23 protein-coding genes are annotated in these 24,416 nt (G+C 65.7%); 3 read left to right on the top strand and 20 right to left on the bottom strand.

Going from position 1 to position 24,416, the window contains the following annotated elements:
* Positions 1-31: 31 nt before the first annotated feature.
* Positions 32-973, bottom strand: a complete 942-nt coding sequence (locus BH683_RS13685) for a DUF389 domain-containing protein (protein ID WP_084836821.1) — start codon at positions 971-973, stop codon at positions 32-34.
* A 6-nt stretch (positions 974-979) separates the two neighbouring features.
* Positions 980-2,806: an aspartate--tRNA ligase gene (gene aspS, locus BH683_RS13680; RefSeq protein WP_084836820.1), complete on the bottom strand. Its 1,827-nt coding sequence runs from the start codon at positions 2,804-2,806 to the stop codon at positions 980-982.
* A gap of 96 nt (positions 2,807-2,902) precedes the next feature.
* Here aspS and BH683_RS13675 point away from each other — a divergent pair, with 96 nt between their 5' ends.
* Positions 2,903-3,766 (top strand): neutral zinc metallopeptidase, encoded by an 864-nt coding sequence (locus BH683_RS13675; protein ID WP_084836819.1) that lies wholly within the window; start codon positions 2,903-2,905, stop codon positions 3,764-3,766.
* Positions 3,763-5,397, top strand: coding sequence for a DUF885 domain-containing protein (locus tag BH683_RS13670; RefSeq protein ID WP_084836818.1), 1,635 nt, complete (start codon positions 3,763-3,765; stop codon positions 5,395-5,397). The genes BH683_RS13675 and BH683_RS13670 overlap by 4 nt, the downstream gene beginning before the upstream one ends.
* Positions 5,398-5,433: 36 nt before the next feature.
* Here the strand turns inward: BH683_RS13670 and BH683_RS13665 are convergent, their stop codons facing one another.
* From BH683_RS13665 to BH683_RS13655, 3 genes are read right to left on the bottom strand one after another with little or no spacing between them, the layout of a single operon-like run.
* Complete coding sequence (locus BH683_RS13665; RefSeq protein WP_084836817.1) at positions 5,434-5,616, bottom strand: hypothetical protein; 183 nt, start codon at positions 5,614-5,616, stop codon at positions 5,434-5,436.
* Positions 5,613-6,887 carry a histidine--tRNA ligase gene (gene hisS / locus BH683_RS13660; protein ID WP_084836816.1) on the bottom strand — a complete coding sequence of 425 codons (1,275 nt, stop codon included), beginning with the start codon at positions 6,885-6,887 and terminating at the stop codon, positions 5,613-5,615. The genes BH683_RS13665 and hisS overlap by 4 nt, the downstream gene beginning before the upstream one ends.
* Positions 6,884-7,609 carry an MBL fold metallo-hydrolase gene (locus BH683_RS13655; protein WP_084836815.1) on the bottom strand — a complete coding sequence of 242 codons (726 nt, stop codon included), beginning with the start codon at positions 7,607-7,609 and terminating at the stop codon, positions 6,884-6,886. The genes hisS and BH683_RS13655 overlap by 4 nt, the downstream gene beginning before the upstream one ends.
* A gap of 205 nt (positions 7,610-7,814) precedes the next feature.
* Between BH683_RS13655 and BH683_RS13650 the strand changes: the two genes are divergently transcribed.
* Positions 7,815-8,765 (top strand): peptidylprolyl isomerase, encoded by a 951-nt coding sequence (locus BH683_RS13650; protein WP_084836814.1) that lies wholly within the window; start codon positions 7,815-7,817, stop codon positions 8,763-8,765.
* A 24-nt stretch (positions 8,766-8,789) separates the two neighbouring features.
* On the opposite strand, the gene BH683_RS13645 is transcribed toward BH683_RS13650, so the two are convergent.
* The 15 genes from BH683_RS13645 to BH683_RS13575 all read right to left on the bottom strand — a co-directional run.
* Complete coding sequence (locus BH683_RS13645) at positions 8,790-11,165, bottom strand: RelA/SpoT family protein (protein ID WP_084836813.1); 2,376 nt, start codon at positions 11,163-11,165, stop codon at positions 8,790-8,792.
* 90 nt (positions 11,166-11,255) lie between these two features.
* Positions 11,256-11,816 (bottom strand): adenine phosphoribosyltransferase, encoded by a 561-nt coding sequence (locus tag BH683_RS13640; protein WP_084836942.1) that lies wholly within the window; start codon positions 11,814-11,816, stop codon positions 11,256-11,258.
* Positions 11,817-11,881: 65 nt separating this feature from the next.
* Positions 11,882-13,588 carry an ABC transporter substrate-binding protein gene (locus BH683_RS13635; protein ID WP_084836812.1) on the bottom strand — a complete coding sequence of 569 codons (1,707 nt, stop codon included), beginning with the start codon at positions 13,586-13,588 and terminating at the stop codon, positions 11,882-11,884.
* An 11-nt stretch (positions 13,589-13,599) separates the two neighbouring features.
* Complete coding sequence (gene secF / locus BH683_RS13630; protein WP_084836811.1) at positions 13,600-14,778, bottom strand: protein translocase subunit SecF; 1,179 nt, start codon at positions 14,776-14,778, stop codon at positions 13,600-13,602.
* Positions 14,771-16,324 carry a protein translocase subunit SecD gene (gene secD / locus BH683_RS13625; RefSeq protein ID WP_210405212.1) on the bottom strand — a complete coding sequence of 518 codons (1,554 nt, stop codon included), beginning with the start codon at positions 16,322-16,324 and terminating at the stop codon, positions 14,771-14,773. Before secD ends, secF begins: the two co-directional genes overlap by 8 nt.
* Positions 16,325-16,490: 166 nt before the next feature.
* A complete protein-coding gene (gene yajC / locus BH683_RS13620; RefSeq protein WP_084836809.1) occupies positions 16,491-16,898 on the bottom strand; it encodes a preprotein translocase subunit YajC in 408 nt (135 codons plus the stop codon).
* A 101-nt stretch (positions 16,899-16,999) separates the two neighbouring features.
* Positions 17,000-18,184: a Holliday junction branch migration DNA helicase RuvB gene (gene ruvB, locus BH683_RS13615; RefSeq protein ID WP_084836808.1), complete on the bottom strand. Its 1,185-nt coding sequence runs from the start codon at positions 18,182-18,184 to the stop codon at positions 17,000-17,002.
* Positions 18,181-18,777: a Holliday junction branch migration protein RuvA gene (gene ruvA / locus BH683_RS13610; RefSeq protein WP_084836807.1), complete on the bottom strand. Its 597-nt coding sequence runs from the start codon at positions 18,775-18,777 to the stop codon at positions 18,181-18,183. The genes ruvB and ruvA overlap by 4 nt, the downstream gene beginning before the upstream one ends.
* Positions 18,774-19,343 carry a crossover junction endodeoxyribonuclease RuvC gene (gene ruvC / locus BH683_RS13605; protein ID WP_084836806.1) on the bottom strand — a complete coding sequence of 190 codons (570 nt, stop codon included), beginning with the start codon at positions 19,341-19,343 and terminating at the stop codon, positions 18,774-18,776. The genes ruvA and ruvC overlap by 4 nt, the downstream gene beginning before the upstream one ends.
* A 317-nt stretch (positions 19,344-19,660) precedes the next feature.
* Complete coding sequence (locus tag BH683_RS13600) at positions 19,661-20,419, bottom strand: YebC/PmpR family DNA-binding transcriptional regulator (protein ID WP_084836805.1); 759 nt, start codon at positions 20,417-20,419, stop codon at positions 19,661-19,663.
* A 125-nt stretch (positions 20,420-20,544) separates the two neighbouring features.
* Positions 20,545-21,153: a pyridoxal 5'-phosphate synthase glutaminase subunit PdxT gene (pdxT, locus tag BH683_RS13595; protein WP_246833367.1), complete on the bottom strand. Its 609-nt coding sequence runs from the start codon at positions 21,151-21,153 to the stop codon at positions 20,545-20,547.
* Positions 21,150-22,001, bottom strand: coding sequence for an acyl-CoA thioesterase II (locus BH683_RS28990; RefSeq protein ID WP_246833378.1), 852 nt, complete (start codon positions 21,999-22,001; stop codon positions 21,150-21,152). Before BH683_RS28990 ends, pdxT begins: the two co-directional genes overlap by 4 nt.
* A gap of 77 nt (positions 22,002-22,078) precedes the next feature.
* Positions 22,079-22,558, bottom strand: a complete 480-nt coding sequence (locus tag BH683_RS13585) for a helix-turn-helix transcriptional regulator (protein WP_084836802.1) — start codon at positions 22,556-22,558, stop codon at positions 22,079-22,081.
* 205 nt (positions 22,559-22,763) lie between these two features.
* The gene (locus BH683_RS13580; RefSeq protein WP_246833366.1) at positions 22,764-23,534 is read right to left on the bottom strand and encodes a hypothetical protein; all 771 of its coding nucleotides are present in this window, start codon (positions 23,532-23,534) and stop codon (positions 22,764-22,766) included.
* 7 nt (positions 23,535-23,541) lie between these two features.
* Positions 23,542-24,416 (bottom strand): protein phosphatase 2C domain-containing protein (locus BH683_RS13575; RefSeq protein ID WP_348639224.1); only part of this gene is annotated, 875 nt, incomplete at its 5' end.

Below are 24,416 nucleotides of genomic sequence, written 5' to 3'. Positions count from 1 at the left end.
CGCCGGGCTCACTGATCGGCACCGGCAGGCGCTAGTGCCTGCTGAACTCGACCTTGCGGGTCGTGCGACGGCTGTGGGCCCGGTGGATCAGCAGGACCGCGATCCCGGCGGCGACGATACCGACGAGGTTGATCACCAGCTGCGCGGTTGATTCTGCGGCCACCCGCCATTGTCCGAGCGTCGCCGCAACGACGGCGTATCCGGCGGCCGGCACCGTGGTGACCGAGATGAAAACCCCCACCAGCGCAGCTGATTTCGACGACACGAGCGAGAGCATCCCGGCTGCGCCCGCCAGCAGCGCGACCACGAGGGAGAAGGGTCCGACCTGGTAGATGAAGTCGAGCTGGTCCGCGGTGGTGACGTCCTTCATCGCGATCCACCCCAGACGTTCGGCGACCAGGGCTCCCGCCCCCGTCACCACCATCGCCAGCGGGAAACCGACCGCGAGGGCCAGGACCGATCGGCGGGCCAGAGAGAATCTGCGCCGCACGATCGCCACCGCGATCCCGGCCAACGGCCCGAACTCGGGTCCGACCACCATGCCGCCGACGACGGTCACCGGCGAATCGGTCACCACCCCGACCGCTGCGAGCAGGCAGGCGAGGCAGAGAAACGCCAGGAACGTGACACTGAGGGTCGCGTCCTCGTTGGTGTGCTCGACCAATTCGTCCCAGACGATCGCGTCAGAAGCGCCGCCTGGGGCATCGCGTTCGGCCTGTTCGGCCGCATTCGACAGGACGGTGTCCAACAGTTCGACCACGATCGCGCCATCGGTGGGCAGTTCCAGCGCACGAAGCTGCTTGAGCAGCTCGTTCGCGGCTTCCCGCGTGACGTCCGCCTCTATCAGGTCACCGGGCGGCTCGAGTGCCGCGCCGGGCACCCGCGTCACATGCGTGACACCGAGGCACTCCCGCAATGCTGCTACCACGTCGTCAGACCGCTTGTCCGGACTGATGATCCGCAGATGCAGCACGCCTGATTATGTACCGGTGGTCGCCGCCTCTGCGGGCTTTGCCGCACTTTCTCTCGGCGCCGTTTCCTTCGCGGCTGCAGGCTTGGCGTCGATCCCGGATTCCTTGCGCTGGGCCGGGGTGATCGCCGCCGGAGCGTCGGTCAGCGGGTCGACACCGCCACCGGACTTCGGGAAGGCGATCACGTCGCGAATCGACGGCTGGCCTGCCAGCAGGGCGGTGATCCGGTCCCAGCCGAACGCGATGCCGCCGTGCGGGGGCGCGCCGAAGGCGAAGGCATCGAGCAGGAACCCGAACTTCTCCTGCGCTTCCTCTGGGCTGATGCCCATGATCTTGAAGACCAGCTCCTGGACCTCACGCTTGTGGATACGGATCGACCCGCCGCCGATCTCGTTTCCGTTGCAGACGATGTCGTACGCGTACGCCAGTGCCGCGCCCGGATCCGACTCGAGCACGTCGAGCGATTCCGGTTTCGGTGACGTGAAGGCGTGGTGCACCGCGGTCCACGCTCCCGACCCCACCGCCACATCGCCGCTGGCGGTGGCGTCGTCCGCCGGTTCGAACAGCGGGGCATCGACGACCCAGGTGAAAGCCCAGTCGCCGTCGTTGATCAGGCCGAGCCGTTGGGCGATCTCTCCACGAGCGGCGCCGAGCAGGGCCCGCTGGGCCTTGGCCGGCCCCGCAGCGAAGAACACGCAGTCCCCGGGTTCGGCGCCGACGTGCGCGACCAGACCGGCACGCTCGTCTTCCGACAGGTTCTTGGCAACCGGTCCGCCCAGCGAACCGTCTTCCTGGACAAGGACATACGCGAGACCCTTGGCGCCGCGCTGCTTGGCCCACTCCTGCCAGGCGTCGAGCTGCCTGCGCGGCTGGCCGGCCCCACCCGGCATCACCACGGCGCCTACGTAGGGCGCCTGGAAGACCCGGAAAGGGGTGTCCTTGAAGTACTCGGCGCACTCGACGAGTTCGAGCCCGAAGCGCAGATCCGGCTTGTCGCTTCCGAACCGGCGCATCGCGTCGGCGTAGGTGATCCGCGGGATCGGAGTGGTGATCTCGACGCCGATCAACTTCCACAATGCGGTCAGGATCTCTTCCGCGACCTTGATCACGTCGTCCTGCTCGACAAAGCTCATCTCGACGTCGAGCTGGGTGAACTCCGGCTGGCGATCGGCACGGAAATCCTCGTCGCGATAGCAGCGCGCGATCTGGAAGTACCTCTCCATACCCGCCACCATCAGCAACTGCTTGAACAGCTGAGGGCTCTGCGGCAGGGCGTAGAACGTGCCGGGCTGCAGGCGTGCCGGCACCAGGAAGTCGCGGGCGCCTTCCGGCGTCGAACGCGTCAGCGTCGGTGTCTCGATCTCGATGAAGTCGTGGTCCAGCAAGACGTTGCGGGCGGCCTGATTGACCTTCGACCGCAGGCGCAGGGCGTTGCCGGGCCCTTCGCGGCGCAGGTCGAGGTAGCGGTACTTGAGCCGGGCCTCTTCACCCGGATTCTCGTCGAGCTGGAAAGGTAGCGGGGCCGACTCGTTGAGGACGACGAGTTCGGTGGCATTGACCTCGATGTCGCCCGACTCGAGGTTCGCGTTCTCGCTACCGGCCGGGCGCTGTTCGACCAATCCCGTCACCTGGACGCAGTATTCGGCCCGCAACCGGTGCGCCGGCGTCGCGACGGCCTCGTCGCGGAAGACCACCTGCGCGAGCCCGGAGCTGTCGCGCAGGTCGATGAAGATGACCCCGCCGTGGTCGCGTCGGCGCGACACCCAGCCGGTCAACGTCACCGTTTGCCCGGCGTTCTCGGCTCGCAGTGATCCGGCGAAATGGGTGCGCAGCACAGTGTTCCTCTCGAAGCTGACTGAAGTCGTATCGTGCAACATCCTACGGCGACGACATTCAGCCGAGAACGCCCCTGCTCGTGGGATGCTGGTCGAATGACTTTCCGAGGTGGCGGACCACTCGACACGAGCAACGTATCCGGGGGCGGCGGTGGTCGTGGCAAGCTCGCCGTCGGCGGTGGCGCCGGGCTCATCATCGTCATCGTCGCCGCGCTCTTCGGCTTCGATCCCGGTGTACTTGGTCTCGGCAGCGACAGCACGACTTCGTCGACGTCGTCGCAGGATCAGTCGGCCATCGACGAGCAGATCCAGAGCTGCACCATCGAGAAAGCCAACGAGGACACGGTCTGCCGGATCGTGGCGACCACGAACAGCCTCGACGACGTGTGGGCCGAGATCATGCCCGGGTACGAGCCACCGCAGACCAAGATCTTCGAGGGCAACGTGGACACGGCGTGTGGGCCGGCCACCTCGGACGTCGGCCCGTTCTACTGCCCCGGAGACCAGACCGCGTACTTCGATCCGTCCTTCTTCGACGTTCTCACCGATCGCCTCGGCGGCGGCGACGGACCGCTGGCGCAGGAGTACGTCGTCGCGCACGAGTACGGCCACCACATCGAATACCTGACCGGCGCGCTGCAGAAGGGTCAGCGCATGGGCGCCGCGGGTCCGACCTCGGGATCGGTGCGTATAGAACTGCAGGCGGACTGCCTGGCCGGTGTCTGGGCCTACCACGCGGACAAGGGTCCGGATGCGATGCTCGAACCGCTCACCCAGCAACAGATCAACGACGTCATCCAGACTGCCAAGGCGATCGGTGACGACGCCATACAGGGCGACAGCTCCAACCCCGAAGGCTGGACTCACGGTTCGTCCGATCAGCGGGTTCGCTGGTTCAACGTCGGCTACAGCGCCGGTGACCCGAACTCCTGCGACACGTTCGCGGCGAGCAGCCTGTGACGCGCGGGACCGGCGGGGTCGACCGCATCGCCGACGGATATCTCGAACGTTCCTGCGCCCTGAACCCCATCGAGGCCACGCACCTCGGCGTGACCGGCCACGATCATCTGCTGACCGACTTCTCCCCTGCTGGAGAGGCCGACCGGGCCACCGCTCGGGGTGATGCGCTCGCAGCGTTGGCAGGTGAACCGTTGGCAGACGACGTCGATCGTGTGACCGTGGCCACCATGAGTGATCAGCTCCGTCGGTCGCTCGCCGTCGACGATGCGGGTCTGCGTATCGGTGAGGTGAACGTCATCGAATCGCCGCTGCAGTCGGTCCGGGACGTCTTCGATCTGATGCCGACGGCCACCGCCGCCGAACAGGCCGTCTTCCTCGCCAGGCTCGCCCAGATCCCCGGCAGCGTCGAATCGATCATCGAGGGCCTGCGGTACCGCCTCGATTCCGGTCCGCCACTGACCAGCCGCCAGGTCGGACTTGTTGCGGAGCAGGCCGACACTGCGACCGCGTCGATCTTCAGCAATGCGACGTCTATCGAATCCACCGATCAGGTCGAGCTCCTCGACGACCTGCGCGGCCGGGTGGGCGCTGCGATGACAACACTCGCAGCAGTGTTGCGCGATGAGGTGCTTCCCCGCACCACGGACACCGATGCCGTCGGCCGAGATCGTTATCTACTGCATTCGGCCGAGTTCGTCGGGACCGACATCGACGTCGACGATGCGTACGAATGGGGGCTGGCGCTCCTCGATTCGATTGTGGCAGAGCAGGAGATGCTCGCCGAGCAGATCGCTCCCGGAGAAGGGGTTGCCGGTGCGCTGGCAACCCTGAATGCCGATCCGCGCTACCAGATGACCGATCGCAACGCCTTCGTCGCCTGGATGCAAGACCTCTCCGACCGTGCGACCGCCGAAGTCGGGAAGGTCCACTTCGACATCCCGGCAGAACTGACCGCACTCGAGTGCCGGCTCGCGCCGGCTGCGACGGGGATCATCTACTACACGATGCCCAGCGAGAACCTGTCTCGGCCAGGGCGGATGTGGTGGTCGGTTCCTCCGCAGCAAAATGTCTTCCACACGTGGCAGGAGACGACCACCGTCTTCCACGAGGGTGTCCCCGGCCATCACCTGCAGCTCGGGTCCGCGATGGTCAGTCCTGAACTGAACCGATGGCGCAAGCTCGCCTCGTTCACCTCCGGCCACGGGGAGGGCTGGGCGCTCTACGCCGAGCGGCTCATGGGCGAGCTCGGCTGGCTCGATGATCCCGGCGACCGTATGGGAATGCTTGATTCTCAACGACTTCGGGCCGCACGAGTCGTGGTCGACATCGGAGTGCACTGTGGTCTACGGGCACCGGAATCGGTGGGCGGCGGCATCTGGGACGCCGAGAAAGCCTGGGCCTTCCTCACCGCCGCGGTGGCGATGGACCGCACCGTGCTCAGGTTCGAACTCAACCGCTATCTCGGCTGGCCCGGACAGGCGCCGTCCTACGCGCTCGGCCAACGGGTGTGGCAGCAGGCCCGCGACTCGTACGCCCGCACCAATCCGACGCACTCGCTCAAGGACTTCCACAGCAAAGCGCTGGCGCTCGGCGGCGTCAGCCTCGATGTCCTGAAAGCCGAGCTCGGCTGATCCTCACGCTGCCCGCCCCGCCGGTCGGATCGACGGTTATTCGGGCGGGTTCTCGGCGACCGGGAACGTCGGGGTGTGGGCCTGGCTCCCCCACGTCCGGCCGGTCGCAGGAGCGGGAGTGGGATCACCGCTGACGGTGAACGTGCAGGCCACGGATCCGGCCATGATCACCACACTCAGCGCGAGTGCGGACCACCACAGTCGGATCCGCCGGTTCACGTTTCCGACGCCAATCGCGAACTGATGTGCGCCACCACGTCTTCGAGCCTGATTCGCTGTTGCTCTCCGTTGCCGAGATCTTTGACCTCGACCTCACCTGCGTCGATCTCGTTGTCGCCGAGCACCAATGCGAACCGCGCCCCGGATCGGTCGGCGGCCTTCATCGCACCCTTGAGACCGCGGCCTCCGTAGGCGATGTCGACGCGAACGCCACTGGCGCGCAATCGTCCTGCCACCGCGACCAGCTCGTTCTTCGCCGCTTCACCCATCGGCACGCCGAAGACCTCGCACCGCGCATCGCTCGCCGCGGCCAGGCCCTCGGCCTCCAATGCCAGCACCGTGCGATCCACACCGAGCCCATAACCGATACCCGACAACTCCAGTTTTCCGCCGAGTTGCTTCATCAGTCCGTCGTAGCGGCCACCGCCACCGATTCCGGACTGAGCGCCGAGCCCGTCGTGGACGAACTCGAAGGTCGTCTTCGTGTAGTAGTCGAGCCCGCGCACCAGCCGCGGGTTCTTCTCGTACGGAACTCCGAGACGATCAAGATGAACGATCACCGCGTCGTAATGCTCGCGCGCGGAATCGGACAAGTAGTCGATCATCAGTGGTGCACCTGATGTCGCCTCCCGGATGTGGGGACGCTTGTCATCGAGGACGCGCAACGGGTTGATCTCCGCCCGACGCCTGGTCTCCTCATCGAGATCCAGCCCGAAAAGATACTGCTGCAACGCTTCTCGATACTGCGGGCGGCATGTGTCGTCGCCGAGTGAAGTGATCTCCAGTCGGTAACCCGTCAGGCCGAGCGCCCGAAATCCTTCGTCGGCGATCGCGATCACCTCGGCGTCCAGGGCGGGGTCGTCGATACCGATGGCCTCGACACCGACCTGCTGCAATTGTCGGTAGCGGCCGGTCTGTGGCTTCTCGTATCGGAAGAACGGCCCGGCATACGACAGTTTGACCGGCAGTTGTCCGCGGTCGAGACCGTGCTGGATGACCGCCCGCATCACACCGGCGGTTCCCTCCGGACGCAGGGTGACCGACCGGTCGCCGCGATCGGCGAAGGTGTACATCTCTTTCGACACCACGTCGGTGGACTCCCCGACCCCGCGTGCGAAGAGCGCGGTGTCCTCGAAGATCGGCAATTCGACGTGGGAGTAGCCGGCCAGCCGTGCTGCCCGCGACAATGTGTCCCTGACGGCCACGAACTGCGCGGACTGCGGTGGGAGGTAGTCGGGAATCCCCCGCGGAGCCTGAAATCCGGCATTCACAGTCCGTGACGTCCCTTCTGACGATCATGTGTCGTCCCATCCTGCCCGGCACCGGGCAGATCGACCAAAAACGGGTTGGAGGCCCGCTCCTGGCCGATGCTGGTCTGTTCACCGTGACCGGGTAGTACCACGGTCTCGTCGGACAATGGCAGCATCCGCTCGGCAATCGAGGTGAGCAGTTGCTGATGGTCGCCTCCCGGCAGGTCGGTACGACCTATCGATCCCGCGAACAAGACGTCGCCGGAGAAGCAAACGGGTACCTGTCCGTCCGGGGTGTCGACCGCGATTCCGAACAACACCGACCCCTGTGTGTGGCCCGGAGCCAGATCCACCGAGAATGTCAGGCCTGCGACCTCGAGGTCTTCGCGGTCGACGAGGTCGATCACCTTGTCGGGCTCCCGGAACACGGTGTCGCCGATCATCGCGCCGAGGGCCCGGCCGATGCCGGCAGCCGGATCGGCGAGCATGTGCCTGTCAGCCGGATGGATGAATGCCGGTATCCCGTATTCGTCGCACAACTCGGTGGCATTCCAGGTGTGGTCGAGGTGACCGTGGGTGAGCAGAACCGCCACCGGGTTCAGATCATGTTCTGCGAGCAGCTTGCGAACGCCGGGGGCCGCATCCTGACCTGGATCGATGATGATCGCATCGGAACCGGGGTGTTGCGCCACCACATAGCAGTTGGTGGCGAACATGCCCGCGGGAAAGCCCGTGATCAGCATGGTCTGTACTCCTCGGTCGGGGAACGTGTACGACCATCATCCCAGCGACCTCAAACCGCCTGGGCCCCGGCCGGGACAGTGGTCCACGGCGCGCCAGCGTCCCACTCATATAACGTGCTCTCAGCAACTGCTGGCAGACTCGCACCGGATGTCCCGGCAGGCGGGGCTGTGCATCACACGACGACTTCGACGGAGGATCTCTGCAGTGTCGAGCAACGAGCAACGACGGCAGGCGGCTAAACGCAAGCTGGAGAAGCGGTTGGAGCGGCAGCAGCAGGCTGCGCGCAAGCGCAAGATCATCATCATCTCCACCTCGGTCGTACTGGTGGTGGCAGTCGCCGCGGTGGCCACGACACTCATCGTCAAGAAGGTCGCCGACGACAACGAGAAGGCGCGCTGGACGGCGTGCAGCTTCGTCGACGACCCGACCGATCCTTTCGCGGGCCTGCCGGACACCGTTCCGGCCGAGGTGCCGGCAGATCAGCAGCCCAAGTTTCAGCAGTTCCTCGACGAACTCAAAGCCGGTGCGCCCAAGCAGCGCAAAGCGCCCATCCCCGGGGACAAGCAGCTCAAAGAAGGCACGGTCGACGCCGTCTTCGCCACGAGCCAAGGCGACATCCCCGTGCAACTGAACCGGAAGGACGCCCCCTGCAACGTCGGTGCGTTCGAAGGGCTCATCAAAGAGAACTACTTCAATGACACCTCCTGCCACCGGCTGACCAACGATCAGCTCAAGGTGCTGCAGTGCGGCGACCCGACGGCAACAGGCCGCGGTGGTCCCGGCTGGCAGAGTCCCGACGAGCCGCCGACCGGATTCGCTCCCGCCGGTGAACCCGATCCGACGTCCGGCGCGCAGCCGGTGACCTACCCACGCGGCACGATTGCGGTCGCCAACAGCGGCAAGAACCAGGAAACCGGAGCAGGCACCGGTGGAAGCCAGTTCTTCATGGTGATCCAGGACGGCGTCCTACCGGCGGACTACACCGTCATCGGCAAGGTCGAAGAGCCCGGACTGCAGGTCTTGGACAAGGTGCTCGCAGGTGGCATCACGCCGGGGCTGCGTCCGAACCAGCAGACCGGATCACTCGACGAGAACCCCACCGACGGCAAACCAGTTCTGCCGGTGGAGATCACCACCGCCACCATCACGAATTGACCGAGTGCCTCGGCCGGCTGGAGATCAGGCGGCCGAGGTGACTCGGTAGACGTCGTAGACGCCTTCCACGTTGCGCACCACGTTCAGCACGTGACCGAGGTGTTTGGGGTCGCCCATCTCGAAGGTGAACTTGCTGATCGCCACCCGGTCGCGACTGGTGGTGACCGACGCCGACAGGATGTTGACGCGCTCGTCGGCGAGCACTCGGGTCACGTCCGAGAGCAGGCGCGAGCGGTCGAGCGCCTCGACCTGGATGGCTACCAGGAACACCGAGGACGGAGATGGCGCCCACTTCACCTCGATGAGACGTTCGGACTGTTCTCGCAGCGCACTGGCATTGGTGCAGTCGGTGCGGTGCACACTCACGCCGCCCCCGCGGGTGACGAAACCCATGATCTCGTCGCCGGGTACAGGTGTGCAGCACTTGGCCAGCTTCGCCAGCACGCCCTCGGCGCCGGGAATCACGACGCCTGCATCACCGGTCTGCCGTGCAGGAGAGGGCATCGTCGACGGCGTCGACCGCTCGGCGAGTTCCTCCTCGGCGTCCTCGAGTCCACCGAGTTGGGCCACCAGCCTGCTGACGACGTGGCGCGCCGATACGTGGCCTTCGCCGACTGCTGTGTAGAGCGCAGAAACGTCCACGAACCGCAGTTCGTTGGCGATGGCGCCCATCGAATCGCTGTTCAGCAACCGCTGGATCGGAAGCCCGCCCCTGCGAACCTCTTTGGCGATCGCATCCTTGCCACTCTCGAGGGCTTCCTCGCGACGCTCCTTTGCGAACCACTGCCTTATCTTCGCCTTGGCGCGCGGACTGACCACGAAGGTCGCCCAGTCTCGAGAAGGTCCTGCCGTTGCGGCCTTCGACGTGAAGACCTCCACGACCTCGCCGTTCTCGAGGGTGCGCTCGAGGGCCACGAGACGTCCGTTGACTCGAGCGCCGATGCATCTGTGCCCGACCTCGGTGTGCACCGCGTAGGCAAAGTCCACCGGCGTCGACCCCGTCGGCAGCGTGATCACGTCGCCCTTCGGGGTGAACACGAAAATCTCCTTGACCGCGAGGTCGTAGCGCAAAGACTCCAAGAACTCGCCGGGATCGGCTGCCTCCCTTTGCCAGTCGAGCAGTTGACGCATCCATGCCATGTCGTCGATCTCGGCCGCATCGGAGGAATGCTTGTCCGAGTTCTTTCCTCGGGTTTCCTTGTACCGCCAATGCGCAGCGATACCGAACTCAGCGGTCCGGTGCATGTCGCGCGTACGGATCTGGACCTCGAGCGGCTTGCCTTCGGGTCCGATGACCGTGGTGTGCAGGGACTGGTAGACACCGAACCGCGGCTGGGCGATGTAGTCCTTGAACCGGCCCGCCATCGGCTGCCAGAGCGAATGCACCACGCCCACAGCGGCATAGCAGTCACGCAGGTCGTCGCAGAGGATACGCATGCCGACGAGGTCGTGGATGTCGTCGAACTCGCGTCCCTTGACGATCATCTTCTGGTAGATCGACCAGTAGTGTTTCGGCCTGCCCTCCACCGTCGCATCGATCCGGGAACCGGTGAGCGCGTTGACGATATCGGCGCGCACCCGAGCCAGGTACGTGTCGCGCGAGGGCGCCCGGTCGGCGACAAGACGGACTATCTCTTCGTACCGTTTCGGATGCAGGATCGCGAACGCGAGGTCTTCCAGCTCCCATTTGACCGTCGCCATTCCCAGCCGGTGCGCCAACGGTGCGATGACCTCGAGGGTCTCGCGCGCCTTGCGCGCCTGCTTCTCGGGCGGCAGGAACCGCATGGTCCGCATGTTGTGCAGCCGGTCGGCGACCTTGATCACCAGCACCCGCGGGTCGCGCGCCATCGCGATGATCATCTTGCGGATGGTCTCGGCTTCCGCCGCGTTCCCGAGCGCGACCTTGTCGAGTTTGGTGACACCGTCGACCAGATGCGCGACTTCTTGCCCGAAATCCTCGGACAACGCTTCGAGGGAGTACCCGGTGTCCTCCACGGTGTCATGGAGCAATGCTGCGACCAGCGTGGTGGTGTCCATGCCGAGATCGGCGAGGATCGTCGCCACGGCCAGCGGATGGGTGATGTACGGATCACCGGATTTGCGGAACTGCCCGTTGTGCTTCGACTCCGCGGTGTCGTAGGCGCGCTGCAGAACGGTGACGTCCGCCTTCGGATAGCCGTCGCGGTGCAGGGCCACGAGAGGTTCCAGAACCGGCCGGATCGAACTCTTGGTCGCGGTCATCCGCCGTGCCAGGCGGGCCCGCACCCGGCGGGAGGCCGACGTGGGGACCGACCCGGCGGTACTCTTGCCGGGCTCACCCGCCGGCGCCGATGTCGTACCGGAGTCGACGGTCTCGCCACCAGAGGTCTGCGTGAGAGCTCCGGGAGTCTCTTCTGCCATCTCACCACCTCCTGCTGTGCGATTCGCCGTTGCAGGCGATACCGATCAACCCTAGTCGTCCGATCACATTGTCCGCGTGACGGCTGGGCGCTATCCCGGCGCGAGCGCCGAGACCTCGATGTCGCCGCAGGCCTGCTCGATCGCCGCGCGCCCACCGAGCCCGTCCAGTTCCATCACGACCGCGATCGCCACCGGCACCGCACCCGCCTGACGCAGGAGATTGACCGCGGCGATGACCGTCCCTCCGGTCGCCAGGACATCGTCGACCACCAGGACCCGAACGCCCGCGAGATCCAGCCCGTCGGCGGGGATCTCCAGACATGCCGTTCCGTATTCAAGGGTGTACGCCTCGGTGAACACCGGAGGTGGCAACTTTCCGGCCTTGCGAACCGCCAGGACCCCGGTGTCCAGGTGCAGGGCCACACCGGAACCCAACAGGAATCCGCGGGCATCGATTCCCGCGACGAGGTCGACGTCGCCCTCGGCGAATCCGGCCAGACCGGCGATCACCGCGCGCAGACCGGCAGCGTCCGCGAGAACCGGTGAGAGGTCCTTGAATTGGATTCCGGGAGCAGGAAAGTCGGCCACCTTCCGGGTCAGACGCTCGATGGCGGACAGCGCCTCTCGGCCGGGTTGTGTCTGGGCGTTCATCGCCTTGTCCTCACGCTGTGGTCGGTCGTGTTGCGAAGCCATGCCGGTCCGCCATGTCCTATCGGTCAAGGTTTGGTCACCATCCAGCGGTCTATGTTCCAGCCGGTCCCCGACCGTGACAGTCCTGACACGACGTGTTCGACATTGTCCCCCCCGCGCGGGGTTCGGGGCGAGGTGAACAACGGTAGCGCCGGCATGTCCCGCCACAGCAGGCTCTCGATCTCGCGTACCAGCGGAAGCCGATCCGCGGCGGGCACCGTGACCGCCAATTGGTCGATCAACGCCGAGACCCTGGCATTCCGGTACCCACCGATGTTGCTGGGGTTCCCGTCATAGAAGGCGTAACCATCCCACGTCGGATCCGCCGCACCCGTCGCCGCGAACCCGTTGCCGGACGCCGTGATCAGCGCGTCTGCTTCCCCACCCAGGCTTGCCGGTCCGACCGAGTCGGACGCGACGTCGGTGACGGTGATGCCGGCCCCCTGACAGCTCGCTGCCATCGCCGCGACCATCTGTGCTCGTCGGCCATCCGGGGCGAGATATCCGACGCGGATCGTCAGAGCTCCGCCGCCGCGACGCGCGAGACGCGCCTCGTTTGCCGAGCGCACCGGATCCGCCCGGAGATAGTCGCGGCCGAACTCTGCGTTGATGGTGCCGGTCAACAGTTCGTCGGGTCCGAGGATGTGGTTGTTGCTGATCGGCGCGCCCCGCCCGAACTCCCGGGCCAGACCGTCACGGGGTACGCAGGACGCGAATGCCCGCCGCGCTGCAGGATCGGCCAGGACACCGGACCCGGCCATCACGAGGCGCTCGACCCCGAGTGACGACAGGGGGGCGAGCCCGGCCGCAGGCGCAGGCGGGGCACTCTGGACGCCACGCGGCACCGGGTCGACGCCATAGGTACCGGCCGCGATGTCGAGGACGTCCAGGCTGTCCGCACCCTTTCCCTCGACCAGATCGTCGGCCAGCGCCGAATGTCGCGGCCACAGGATGATCCGGCGATCGCCGGCGGGCTGACCCCACCATCGATCGTTCGCGCGGAGGACTAGACCGCCGTTGCCGGTGTACTCATCCACCCGCAGCGGCCCGAGCGACGGGTACCCCTCCGGGTCGAACTCCCCCGGGACCATGGTCCATCCCGTGCTCCAGATCCTGGCGATGTCAGCAAGCACACGCTGGTCGGGCCGGTTGATCGGACGGACGACGTCAGCGATACCGGCGCCCCGGGTGATCACCTGCGGTGGCAGTAGCGTTCCCGGCCCGAACAGCGCTCGCCAGTCGCGGTATGCCCGCCCGCGCTTGAACGTCACCGTCGCCGTCTTGGCACCGGGCCGGCAATCCACCCGTTCGATGTCGCGATAACCGGCCGTGCTGACCACGTCGAAGCCATCGAATCGGCCGCTGTGGGCCGCCCACGCCAGCACCAGCGCATCGCAGGTCAGCGGGACACCGTCTGAGTACACAGCTCGCGGGTTGATGTCGTATCGGACCGTGAGAGCACCCGAAGGCACCTGTTCGACGGCGGTTGTGCCGATGTCGGTGTCGGCGATGACCCGGCCGTCCGGGCCGAGGTAACTGAACCCGGGCAGCACCCGCGACAGCGCCATCCCCGCGCCGCCGGTCGCGCCGGACAACGTCTCGGTGTTGTAGGTGCGCACGATCCCGTCGATCACGTAGTTGATCGTCGGCTCGGCGGGCTCCGAACAGGCAACGAGCAGACTCCCGACCGACACCGCCGCCAGCGCGGCGCCGATGATCGCGCGGGTGCCCATGACCCGTGAGGCTAGCGCTTGCGCCTGCGTTTGCCGGAGGGGCGCGCCCCAGGTTGCGGCGAGGCTGCCGTGCGACGGGTCGCGGGCGCCGATTTGGTGAGGGTTGTCGTGGAGCCCGTGCCTGCCGTCTCGGTCGCGGCTGTAGCAGTGCCCCGTGTGTCCCGCTCGGCGCGCTTGGCCAACACCTTGCGGGTGTGCGACCCGATGTCCCGGCGACGTTCTTTGAGCGTCACCAGCAACGGCGTGGCAAAGAAGATCGACGAATACGTACCCGTGATGACACCGACCATCTGCACCAGGCCGAGGTCCTTGAGCGTTCCGACGCCGAGCAGCCACACCGCAATCACCATCAACGCGAGCACCGGGAGTACGGAGATCACCGTCGTGTTGATCGACCGCATGAGGGTCTGGTTGATGGCAAGGTTCGCCTGCTCCGCGTAGGTTCGTCTGCTCGTGTGCAGCACGCCGCGGACGTTCTCTTCGACCTTGTCGAAGACGACCACGGTGTCGTAGAGCGAGAATCCCAGGATGGCGAGGAAGCCGATGACGGTGGCCGGGGTCACCTCGAATCCCACCAGCGAATAGATCCCGGCCGTGGTGGCGATGTCGAAGAACAGTGCCGCCATGGCCGACAGCGCCATCTCCCTGTCGAAGCGGATCGCAATATAGATCGTCACGATGACGAGGAACACCAACAGCGCGATGAGCGCCTTCTCGGTGATCTCACCGCCCCAGGTGGAACTGACATCCGACGAACTGACGTCATTCGGGGCGATCTGGAACTCCTCGGCGATCGCATTGGTGATCGTGACCAGTTGCGCGGCATTGAGGGTCTCGGTGCGGATCTGCACGGTCTGGCTTCCGCCCGACCCCGCTGTCTGTACCGTCTGCGGATCTTCTCCGAGCGCGTTCGAGTAGGTGTCCTCGACCTGGCTGGTCGACACCTCGCCGGTCTTCGGGAACGAGATCTGCGTGCCGCCCTCGAACTCGATCCCGAGGGTGAAACCGCGGAATCCGATGCTCGCGAGCGAGATCACCACCATCGCGGCAGTGATCATGAACCACATCCGGCGGCGGCCGACGATCTCGAACGCCCCGGTGCCGGTGTACAGCCGCGAGAGGATCGAGCGGTTCTTGGCGGACACGAAGTTCGCGTCACTGGTTGGTGCGAGGCGATCTGCTTCAGCCATTGGGCTCTCCTCCCGAGGTCGGATCAGTGGACGAACCCGGGCCGGCCGTGACAGACGTCCGCTCGTCGGCGGCCTGCCGGCGTTCGCGTGCGACCTCTGTCACCGCGCCGAGGCCGTTGACGTTCGGTTTGGACAGGAACTTCGACCGTGAGGCGTACACCACCAGAGGGTGGGTGACCATGAAGACCACCGCGATGTCCAGGATGGTGGTGAGGCCGAGTGTGAACGCGAACCCGCGCACGTCGCCGATCGCCAAGAAATACAGGACGGCGGCCGAGATCAAGCTGACCATGTTGCCCGACCAGATGGTTCGTTTCGCACGAGCCCAGCCACGGGGCACCGCCGACCGGAAACTCCGGCCCTCGCGCATCTCGTCCTTGATTCGTTCGAAATAGACGACGAACGAGTCGGCCGTCATACCGATACCGATGACAAGACCGGCGATCCCGGCGAGGTCGAGGGTGAAGTTGATGTAGCGGCCGAGCAGCACCATGATCCCGTAGACCATGATTCCGGACGCCACCAGCGACAGGATCGTGAGGATTCCCAGCATTCGGTAGTACGCCAGTGCATAGATGAACACCGCGATGAGTCCGATCAGACCCGCGATCAAACCTGCCTGTAGCGACGCCCATCCCAAGGTGGCCGAGACCGTCTCTGCGTCAGAAGCCTCGAACGACAACGGCAGCGAGCCGTATTTGAGAACGTTGGCCAAGTCCTTGGCCTCGGTCTGGGTGAAATCGCCACTGACCTCGGTGGTGCCGTTGATGGCGCCGTTGATCTGAGGCGCACTCACCACCTTGGAGTCGAGGGTGAATGCGGTTGCCTTGCCGATGTTCTGGGCCGTGTAGCTGGACCAGCGCTCGCTCGCACCACCCTTGTAGTCGAGTCGGACGATCCACGCGCCTGCGCCCTGCGTGGTACCGGCTTCGGCCTCCGCGATGTCGCTACCGCGCAGGATTTGTGGCTCGAGAAGGTAGACCTGGGTGCCGTCCTCGGAACAGGTCACCAGATATTCATCCGGGTTATCGTTGCCCTGCAACGGATCCGGCGCCGCCGGGTCGCAGTTCATCTTCGCCATCTGTGCGGTCAACGCATCGAGATTGGCATCCTTCGGAGCCTGGCGAAGCGATTTGGCCTCGGCAATGGCTTGTTCCGCGGTCTGGCCCGCAGGCGGGGGTGGGGCGTTGGGTTGAGGAGTCGCCGGTTGCACCGTTGCGACCGGGCGTACGTAGAGGAGTGCGGTCTGACCGAGTGTCCGGGCCTGTTTGCCGTCGTCGCCGGGCACAGTGATCACGAGGTTGTCGCCGTCGATGATCACCTCGGACCCCGAGACCCCGAGACCGTTGACACGGTTCTCGATGATCTGTTTTGCCTTGTCGAGCTGATCCCGGCTCGGCGCGTTCCCGTCGGGCGTGCGCGCGGTCAGGGTGACCCGGGTCCCGCCCTGCAGGTCGATACCGAGTTTGGGGGTCGGGTCCTTGCTACCGGTGAAGAAAACCAGTCCGTACGTAACGATCATCAGTAAGAAAAAGACGATCAACATCCGTAAGGGCGGTACCTCACGGTTCGACGACGATGCCACGCTGCCTACGTCTCCTCATTTGCTCAACTAGCCCCGTACGCACCGCAGGGGCGCCTGCCACGGTACGTGCCACGGCGACGAGCATGCCGCGGCACCACTCGTGTGGCGCCCCTGTGACGAGTTGGTCTTACGCTTTGTCTTGGTCTCCGCGCGACTTGTCGAGACTGATGTGCTCATCATTCTCGGTCAGGGCGTCGAGGTCCTCATCATCGTCATGGATGCCGTTCGCCTCGAAGTCGGGGTCGATCAACCCGAACCCGGGGTAGCTGTCGGCCAGGTCATCGGCGTGGACGACCTCACGGATGGCGAGCCGGTTCCAGCGGGTGACGACCCCGTCGGCGATTTCCAGGTCGACAGTGCCGTCTGCCAGGCCGGCGATGGTGCCGTACATTCCGGACGTCGTCTGGATACGTGCGCCGATCTGCAGGTTCTCCTGCATCTCCTTGGCCTCCGCGGCTGCCTTCTTCTGGCGACGCACGGACAGGAACATGATGCCGACCAGGAAGACCAGCAGGATAGGGAATATCAATTCCATGATGGTGTGTTCAATCCTCGATTGTGTGTTCGTGGTCACGAGCAGCGCCCGCAATCACAACCAGTGTGCCATCCCAGCGCCGCAGCGCCCGAATTCGGCTCTCAGAGGTCCTGGTCGTCCGAGTCGAAGAGCGAGATCATTCCGGCGCCCTCGTCACGCGCACGGACCCCGAACGCCGCATTGAGAGCTCCTGCCGGGGGCGTGAGACCCAAGTGATGCCACGCGGCCGCGGTGGCCACCCGCCCACGGGGGGTGCGGGCGATCATCCCGGCACGTACCAGGAATGGTTCACAGACCTCTTCGACCGTGGCCGGCTCTTCGCCGACCGCGACCGCCAGCGTGGAGACGCCGACGGGGCCGCCACCGAAGCCCCGGACGAGCGCGGCAAGTACGGCCCGGTCCAGCCGGTCGAATCCGAGCTCGTCGACGTCGTAGACCGCGAGAGCCGCCCGGGCGATCGGTAAGGTGACGAGGCCGTCGGCCCGCACCTCGGCGTAGTCGCGCACGCGGCGCAGCAGTCGGTTGGCGATGCGCGGCGTACCGCGGGACCGGGATGCGATCTCGGCACCGGCGTCGGGTTGCATGGTGATGCCGAGGATCCCGGCGGAGCGGGTCAGGACGCGCTCCAGCTCCCCCGTGTCGTAGAACTCCATGTGCGCGGTGAAGCCGAATCGGTCACGCAGAGGTCCGGTGAGCGCGCCCGATCTGGTCGTCGCGCCGACCAGCGTGAACGGCGCGACGTCAAGTGGTATCGAGGTGGCACCCGGGCCTTTTCCGACCACCACATCCACGCGGAAATCCTCCATCGCCAGATAGAGCATCTCCTCGGCGGGGCGCGCGATGCGGTGGATCTCGTCGATGAACAGCACGTCACCTTCGACGAGGTTCGACAACATCGCGGCGAGATCCCCCGCGCGTTCGAGCGCCGGACCGGACGTGACCCGAAGGGCGGCACCCATCTCCCCCGCGATGATCATCGCCAGCGAGGTCTTGCCGAGGCCGGGAGGGCCTGACAGCAAGATGTGATCGGGTGTCCCACCACGGCCACGGGCGGCCTGGAGCACGAGGTCCAACTGCTCGCACACCCGCGGCTGCCCGATGAACTCGCCGAGCGATTTGGGGCGAAGGCTGTTGTCGAGATCGCCGTCACCACCGATACGACCGGCGTTGACCGTCCTGTTGGCGCCATCGATACCGGTCGCCCGGTCCGGATCGAACGCCGCGTCGGGACCAAACGTCCCGTCCCGGCCGACCGCGCCGTCGGGGTCGAAGGTGTCGCCGCTCATTTGGATCTGCCCAGCGACGCCAGGCCGGCACGCAGCACGGTCGCCGAATCGGCGCCCGGCTGATCTGCCAGGACGGCGATGACGGTTTTCTCTGCGATCGGTGCGGCGAAGCCCAGCCCGACGAGGGCCTCGATGACCTGATCACGGACCGAGGAACTCCCGGGCCCGGCTGCCGTCCCGGCAGCGGAATGCGGACGGTCGACTTTGTCGCGCAGTTCCACGACGAGACGCTCGGCGACTCTTTTCCCGATCCCGGGAACGCTCATGAGTGCCTTGGTGTTTTCCCCGGCCAGCGCGTGCCGCAAAGCGTCGGGTTCGAGAACCGCCAGGGTGGCCATCGCCAGTCGCGGACCGACGCCGGTCACGGTCTGCAACAGCGTGAAGAGGGAACGTGCGTCAGGTTCGGTGAACCCGTACAAGGTCATCGAGTCCTCGCGGACGATCATGGTCGTCAGCAGGGTCGCCTCGGCGCCCCGCTGGACAGACCCGGCTGTGGTCGGAGTGACGAGAACGCGGTAACCGACTCCTGCGCAGTCGATCACGACATGATCGAGGGCCACGTCCACCACGGGGCCACGGACCGAGGAGATCACCGCTGAACCGCCTTCTTCGCCTGGGCGACACGCTCTCGATACGCCTTCTGCTGTGCCAGAGCCTGTGCCTGGGCCTGTGCCATCCGCTCGGCCACCGGACCCCGCCAGCAATGGCAGATCGCCAGCGCCAAGGCATCCGCGGCATCCGCCGGTTTGGGTGCCTGCTGCATTCCCAGGATCCGGGTCACCATAGCGGTGACCTGGGCTTTGTCCGCCCGGCCACTGCCGGTGACTGCCGCCTTCACCTCACTGGGGGTGTGGAATCGAACCGGGATGTCGCGTTTGGCGGCCGCCAGCGCTACGACTCCGCCGGCCTGCGCCGTGCCCATCGCGGTACTGACCTGGTGTTGAGCGAAGACCCGTTCGATCGCCACCACATCAGGACTGTGGACCTCGATCCAGTGCTCAGCGGCGGCGTAGATCGCGAGCAACCGGTTCTCCAGGGCCATCTCCGGCGGCGTACGCACCACGTCGACGTCCAGGGCGGTCACGGCGCGGCCCGCACCCGATTCGACCAGTGCGATGCCGCATCTGGTCAGACCTGGGTCGACACCCATCACCCGCATCTACGACAACCTCACCAGACCTCGAGCGAACGCGAACAGTTGTTCGATATCGTAGCCGGACGCCAAGACAATCCGGGGTACCAACACACCCGAGTCCCGACCGCGGTCGGAACGACTCGCGCTGACACCGCCCGCGTGCGGCCCCGCGTGCGGCCCCGCGTGCTCTGGACGGAGGAGCGAGGGAGGGCAGCGACTGAGTCGACGAAGGAAGAGCACGCGATGAAGGGCCGCACGCCCCGCGCAGCGAAGCGGAGCGAAAAAACACCGTGGCGACACAAGCGCACACCCCCGGTCCGACCCGGCCGGGACAGCAGCCCCTAGTCGTCTTCCTCCAACTCGGCCAGGACCTCGTCACTGATGTGGACGTTCGAATAGACGTCTTGCACGTCGTCGGAATCTTCGAGCGCGTCGATCAGGCGGAACACCTTGCGAGCACCGTCGGCGTCGACAGGTACTTCGACGGACGCCCGGAAGCTCGCCTCAGCTGATTCGTAGTCCATCCCGGCGTCTTGGAGCGCGGACCGTACGGCAACGAGATCGGTTGGCTCGCTGACGATCTCGAAGGTGTCGCCGAGGTCTGTGACATCTTCGGCCCCTGCCTCGAGAACGGCCGTCAGCACGTCGTCCTCGGTCTGGCCTGCTTTCTCGAGGGTCACCACACCCTTGCGATGGAACAGGTACGAGACCGAACCGGGGTCTGCCATGTTGCCCCCGTTGCGGCTCATCGCGGTGCGCACCTCGGTGGCAGCACGGTTGCGATTGTCGGTGAGGCATTCGATGAGGATCGCGACGCCGTTGGGGCCATAGCCCTCGTACGTGATGTTCTGCCAGTCGGCGCCACCGGCTTCTTCGCCGCCGCCGCGCTTGCGGGCCCGCTCGATGTTGTCGTTGGGGACCGACGACTTCTTGGCCTTCTGGATCGCGTCGAACAACGTCGGGTTGCCACTCGGGTCACCGCCGCCGGTTCGCGCCGCAACCTCGATGTTCTTCACGAGCTTGGCGAACATCTTGCCGCGCTTGGCATCAACCACCGCCTTCTTGTGCTTGGTGGTGGCCCATTTGGAGTGGCCGCTCATTGGCGCAAGCCCCTTTCGTGATGCCCGGCGTAGGCATGAGGTCGATTCGTGGTCGGTGGCGGGTCTTTGAACTGCGGACCGATCCTACTCCCGCGCCTCTGTGCGTAGATGCAGGCTCGGTGGGTTCACCGTGCCGAGCGTGCCATCTCGACGAAATACTCGTGGACGCGACGATCACCGGTGACCTCGGGGTGGAAGGACGTGGCCATGACGACGCCTTGGCGAACCGCGACGATGCGGCCCTGCGCGGGCCCGTCCGGCACCACTCCCAAGACCTCCACGTCGTCCCCTGTCGCTTCGACCCATGGTGCTCTGATGAAGACGGCACGCATCGGGCCCCCGGCAACGCCGTCGAGTTCGAGATCCGTTTCGAAGGATGCGACCTGCCGACCGAAAGCGTTGCGACGCACAGTGATGTCCAGAGCATCGAGGTGATGCGCGTCTGGGCGGGTGTCGAGGATGTTCGTCGCCAACATGATCATTCCCGCGCATGATCCGTACGCGGGCAGGCCGTCGGCGAGAGCTGCACGCAGGGGGTCCAGGAGATCGAGGAGGACGAGCAACCGGCTCATGGTCGTCGACTCCCCGCCAGGGATGATGATCCCGTCGACCGATGCGAGTTCGGCGGGTCTGCGCACAGAGACAGATTCCACCCCGATGGCGGAGAGCGCGGCGTGGTGTTCGCGGACGTCGCCCTGCAGCGCGAGGACACCGATCCGCAGTGTGGCGCTCAACTCTCCCGCTTGGCGTGCTGATCCTTGGGGACCGCGCGTCCGGTGCGGGTCAATCCCTCCTGCGTCACCGCCGCCACCATCACTCCACGGTGGTCGTAGATCCTGCCCTGGGTCAGTGCGCGACCGCCACCGGCCGACGGCGACGTCTGGTCGTAGAGGAGCCATTCGTCGGCCCGGAACGGGCGCATGAACCACATCGCGTGGTCGAGCGACGCGAACTGCGCGTCCTCGTCGGGGTGCGCGACCTTGGCCGAACCGAGCAGCGTCATGTCGCTCATGTACGCGAGTGTGCACACGTGAAAGACCTGGTCGTCGGGAAGTGGATTGCGGTATCGGAACCACACCTGCTGCTGGGACGCCAGATCCCGGCTCCCGATCAGCTGGTCACGAGGGACGATTCGGACGTCGAAGTTCTCCCACTCACGATACGGAGCCGTGAGATCGGAGTTCTCGGAATCGAGGATGTCGGGGAGTTCTTCGGGACGGGGCACCCTGGGCATGTTGTCCTGGTGCTCGTAGCCCTGATCCTCGACGTGGAACGAGGCCGACATCGTGAAGATCGCCAGTCCGTCCTGGATCGCGGTGACACGGCGAGTGCAGAAGGAGCGGCCGTCCCGTACCCGATCGACGAGGTAGACCGTCGGTTCTTTCGGGTTGCCCCCGCGCAGGAAGTATCCGTGTAGCGAATGGACCCGGAACCTGTCCTCGACCGTGCGGGTCGCCGACACCAGCGACTGGCCGGCCACCTGGCCGCCGAACGTCCGCTGCAGAAAACTCGGATGTACGCGTCCTCGATAGATGTCCTTCTCGATTGCCTCGAGTTGCAGGATCTCCTCGATCATCGCCATGGCCATGTGACCCCTTTCCGACAACGATTATTGCCCACCGTCATCAGTGATCATCACCACGCACCATGGCGCCGGGTTCACAGGTCGTCGATGTGCACGATCCCGTCCTGGATTGCGCGCGCGACCAGCGCGGCCTTGGTGGGCGCGCCGCGACCGACCTCGTTGTACTTCACCCGGATTCGGGCGAGATGCGTGTTCACGGTGCCCAGCGAGATGAACAGGGACTCGGCCACCGCGGACTTCGAATCGAGGTTCAGCCACGCCCGCAGCACCTCGATCTCCCGCTGCGACAACTTCGGTTTCGGATACGCCACGGCCGGCGGCTGAGTTGGCATCGAAGCGTGCATGGCCCGCGACTGATGACCGCTCGACGTGGGGGCACCCGGAGTCGCGCAGGTGCTACCCGACGCGGCGTGGCCCGGTCGGCCCGGCAACGGCATCGTGCGCTGGGCCAGCCGCGCCAGAGCCTCCTCTCGCGTCATCCTGGCCGGGGTTGCCGGCCGATACCCGACCCGAGTGCGAGCCGGCGCGCCAAAGGTGTTGTGCAATACGGTCATCGAAGTTCTCCTGTAGGTATTGGCCGGCTAGCTCCGCCGCGCTCTTCTGGACGTGACACAAACACTAAGACGACCTCCCAGTGGTGTCGATGGGGAGAACTACCCACCCCATATCCGCAGGTTAGAGCGCATTTTTCGCGATGAGAACCCACCCGACTGCCCAATGGTGCAGACCTTGGGGCAGAGCAGGGCACGACGAGGCGTGCTAGACGCCGTTGACCTTCGCCTCGGCGTCGATCAGAGGGAGATCTGATCGCGTCACCAGCCGCGACGCGACCGCGTACTCGACGAGCTTGACCCGCCGGTTGCTCGCCAACCGGCCCGAGCCACCGCGCATACCCGAGACGCCGATCTGATCGAACTTGTCGCAGACGTTGTCGAGCTTGCGATTGAACTTCGTGATGGACCATCCCAGGCGTCTGGCGGCTTGCGCTGAGGACGGGATCGAACTCGCACCTGTGCCGTTGCGGCGCAGCACTTCCTCGGCCAGCACCACGATGAGCAGCTTCTGGCTCTCGGTCAACGAGACCACTCCGATCGTGGTCTCCCCACTCAGCGTCGGCTCGACGGGCGGCTCAAGGGTGACCGAGGGTGTTGTGCCCGAGTGAATGTCGAGCTCATAGGTCGTCGGCCCAGCGGAGAAGACCACGGCGCTCACGCCGGAAACCAGCGGCACCCGGGCACCGGGGGCCAGAGTCGCCTGAAATCCTGCGTCCCCGGCAACCACGCCGGCCGACAAGTGCGAGCCGACGTTCGACAACCACCACAAGCCCTCCTCATGGTGGAGCATCAGGAACTTGCGATGAAGGTACGGATTGTCGTCGACGTCGAGATCGGCCTCGCGGCCGATGTGGAACGGCTCATCAGGGCTGACCGGAAACCTCTCGCCGCAGTAGTCGACAAAGGTCTCGGGGATCGAACGATCTGCCTGCTGCGCGAGAATCGGTGACTCATCGGGGGTGTCCGCTGCGGTCATGCGCGTCTCACGGCTCAGTGGACTCCACGGCCTTCGGAACAGCCGTCGCGTCGGCAATCGCCACCGTGATGTTGTCCCGCCCGCCCGCTTCCAACGCCGCCGCCACCAGCGCCTGCGCGGCCTGGGCAGGGTCTGTCAGGTCACCGAGGATCGCGGCGATCGAATCGTCCGTGAGCTCACCGGTCAGCCCGTCGGAACACACCATGATCCGGTCGCCCGCATCCACCGGGAACGTGAAGAAATCGGCTTCCTGCTCCATACCCGCACCCAGAGCTCTGGTGATCACGTTTCGTCGCGGGTCGACCCGAGCCTGTGCGGCGGTCAGGAAACCCGCGTCCACGAGCTCCTGAACCTGCGAATGATCGACCGTCACCTGCTCCAGACGGCCGTGAGACATCCGATACGTCCGGGAATCCCCGATGTTGAGGACCAGCCAGTGTGGAACACCGTCGTTGTCGACCAGCATCGCCCCGGTGATCGTCGTACCCGCCCGTCGACCCGAGTCCGCAGTGTCGATGTCCTCGATCTGACGCTGAGCCTCGCTCAGCAGGCCCATGACCGAATCACGAGTGCGATTGATCCCCGTGATCGCGGTATCCGACAACGCCGACAGCGCCGCCTCACTCGCGAGCTCGCCGCAATCGTGCCCGCCCATGCCGTCCGCGACGAGGACCATGCCAGGCCCGACCAAAGCCGCATCCTCGTTGGTCTCCCGCAGCAGACCCACATCACTGACCACTGCCCAACTGATCTCGACTTGACCGAACTCGCCTACCCCACTGCGCATCTCATCCCGGACTGTCCCAGTCGTCTCCATTGTCATGGTCGAGCTCCGCCTCCGGCTTCGTCTCCAGTCGTCATGGTCGAGCTCCGCCTCCGGCT

It is taken from the genome of Williamsia sp. 1138, assembly GCF_002095435.2.
Lineage (GTDB): Bacteria > Actinomycetota > Actinomycetes > Mycobacteriales > Mycobacteriaceae > Williamsia.
This window is presented reverse-complemented; position numbering and strand designations above follow the sequence as displayed.

Coding starts and splice junctions, on each gene's coding strand:
- BH683_RS13675 (WP_084836819.1), top strand. CDS start 2,903: ATGACTTTCCGAGGTGGCGGACCACTCGACACGAGCAACGTATCCGGG.
- BH683_RS13655 (WP_084836815.1), bottom strand. CDS start 7,609: ATGCTGATCACGGGCTTTCCCGCGGGCATGTTCGCCACCAACTGCTAT.
- BH683_RS13645 (WP_084836813.1), bottom strand. CDS start 11,165: ATGGCAGAAGAGACTCCCGGAGCTCTCACGCAGACCTCTGGTGGCGAG.
- BH683_RS13640 (WP_084836942.1), bottom strand. CDS start 11,816: ATGAACGCCCAGACACAACCCGGCCGAGAGGCGCTGTCCGCCATCGAG.
- BH683_RS13635 (WP_084836812.1), bottom strand. CDS start 13,588: ATGGGCACCCGCGCGATCATCGGCGCCGCGCTGGCGGCGGTGTCGGTC.
- secF (WP_084836811.1), bottom strand. CDS start 14,778: ATGGCTGAAGCAGATCGCCTCGCACCAACCAGTGACGCGAACTTCGTG.
- secD (WP_210405212.1), bottom strand. CDS start 16,324: ATGTTGATCGTCTTTTTCTTACTGATGATCGTTACGTACGGACTGGTT.
- yajC (WP_084836809.1), bottom strand. CDS start 16,898: ATGGAATTGATATTCCCTATCCTGCTGGTCTTCCTGGTCGGCATCATG.
- ruvB (WP_084836808.1), bottom strand. CDS start 18,184: ATGAGCGGCGACACCTTCGACCCCGACGGCGCGGTCGGCCGGGACGGG.
- ruvC (WP_084836806.1), bottom strand. CDS start 19,343: ATGCGGGTGATGGGTGTCGACCCAGGTCTGACCAGATGCGGCATCGCA.
- BH683_RS13600 (WP_084836805.1), bottom strand. CDS start 20,419: ATGAGCGGCCACTCCAAATGGGCCACCACCAAGCACAAGAAGGCGGTG.
- BH683_RS28990 (WP_246833378.1), bottom strand. CDS start 22,001: ATGGCGATGATCGAGGAGATCCTGCAACTCGAGGCAATCGAGAAGGAC.
- BH683_RS13585 (WP_084836802.1), bottom strand. CDS start 22,558: ATGACCGTATTGCACAACACCTTTGGCGCGCCGGCTCGCACTCGGGTC.
- BH683_RS13580 (WP_246833366.1), bottom strand. CDS start 23,534: ATGACCGCAGCGGACACCCCCGATGAGTCACCGATTCTCGCGCAGCAG.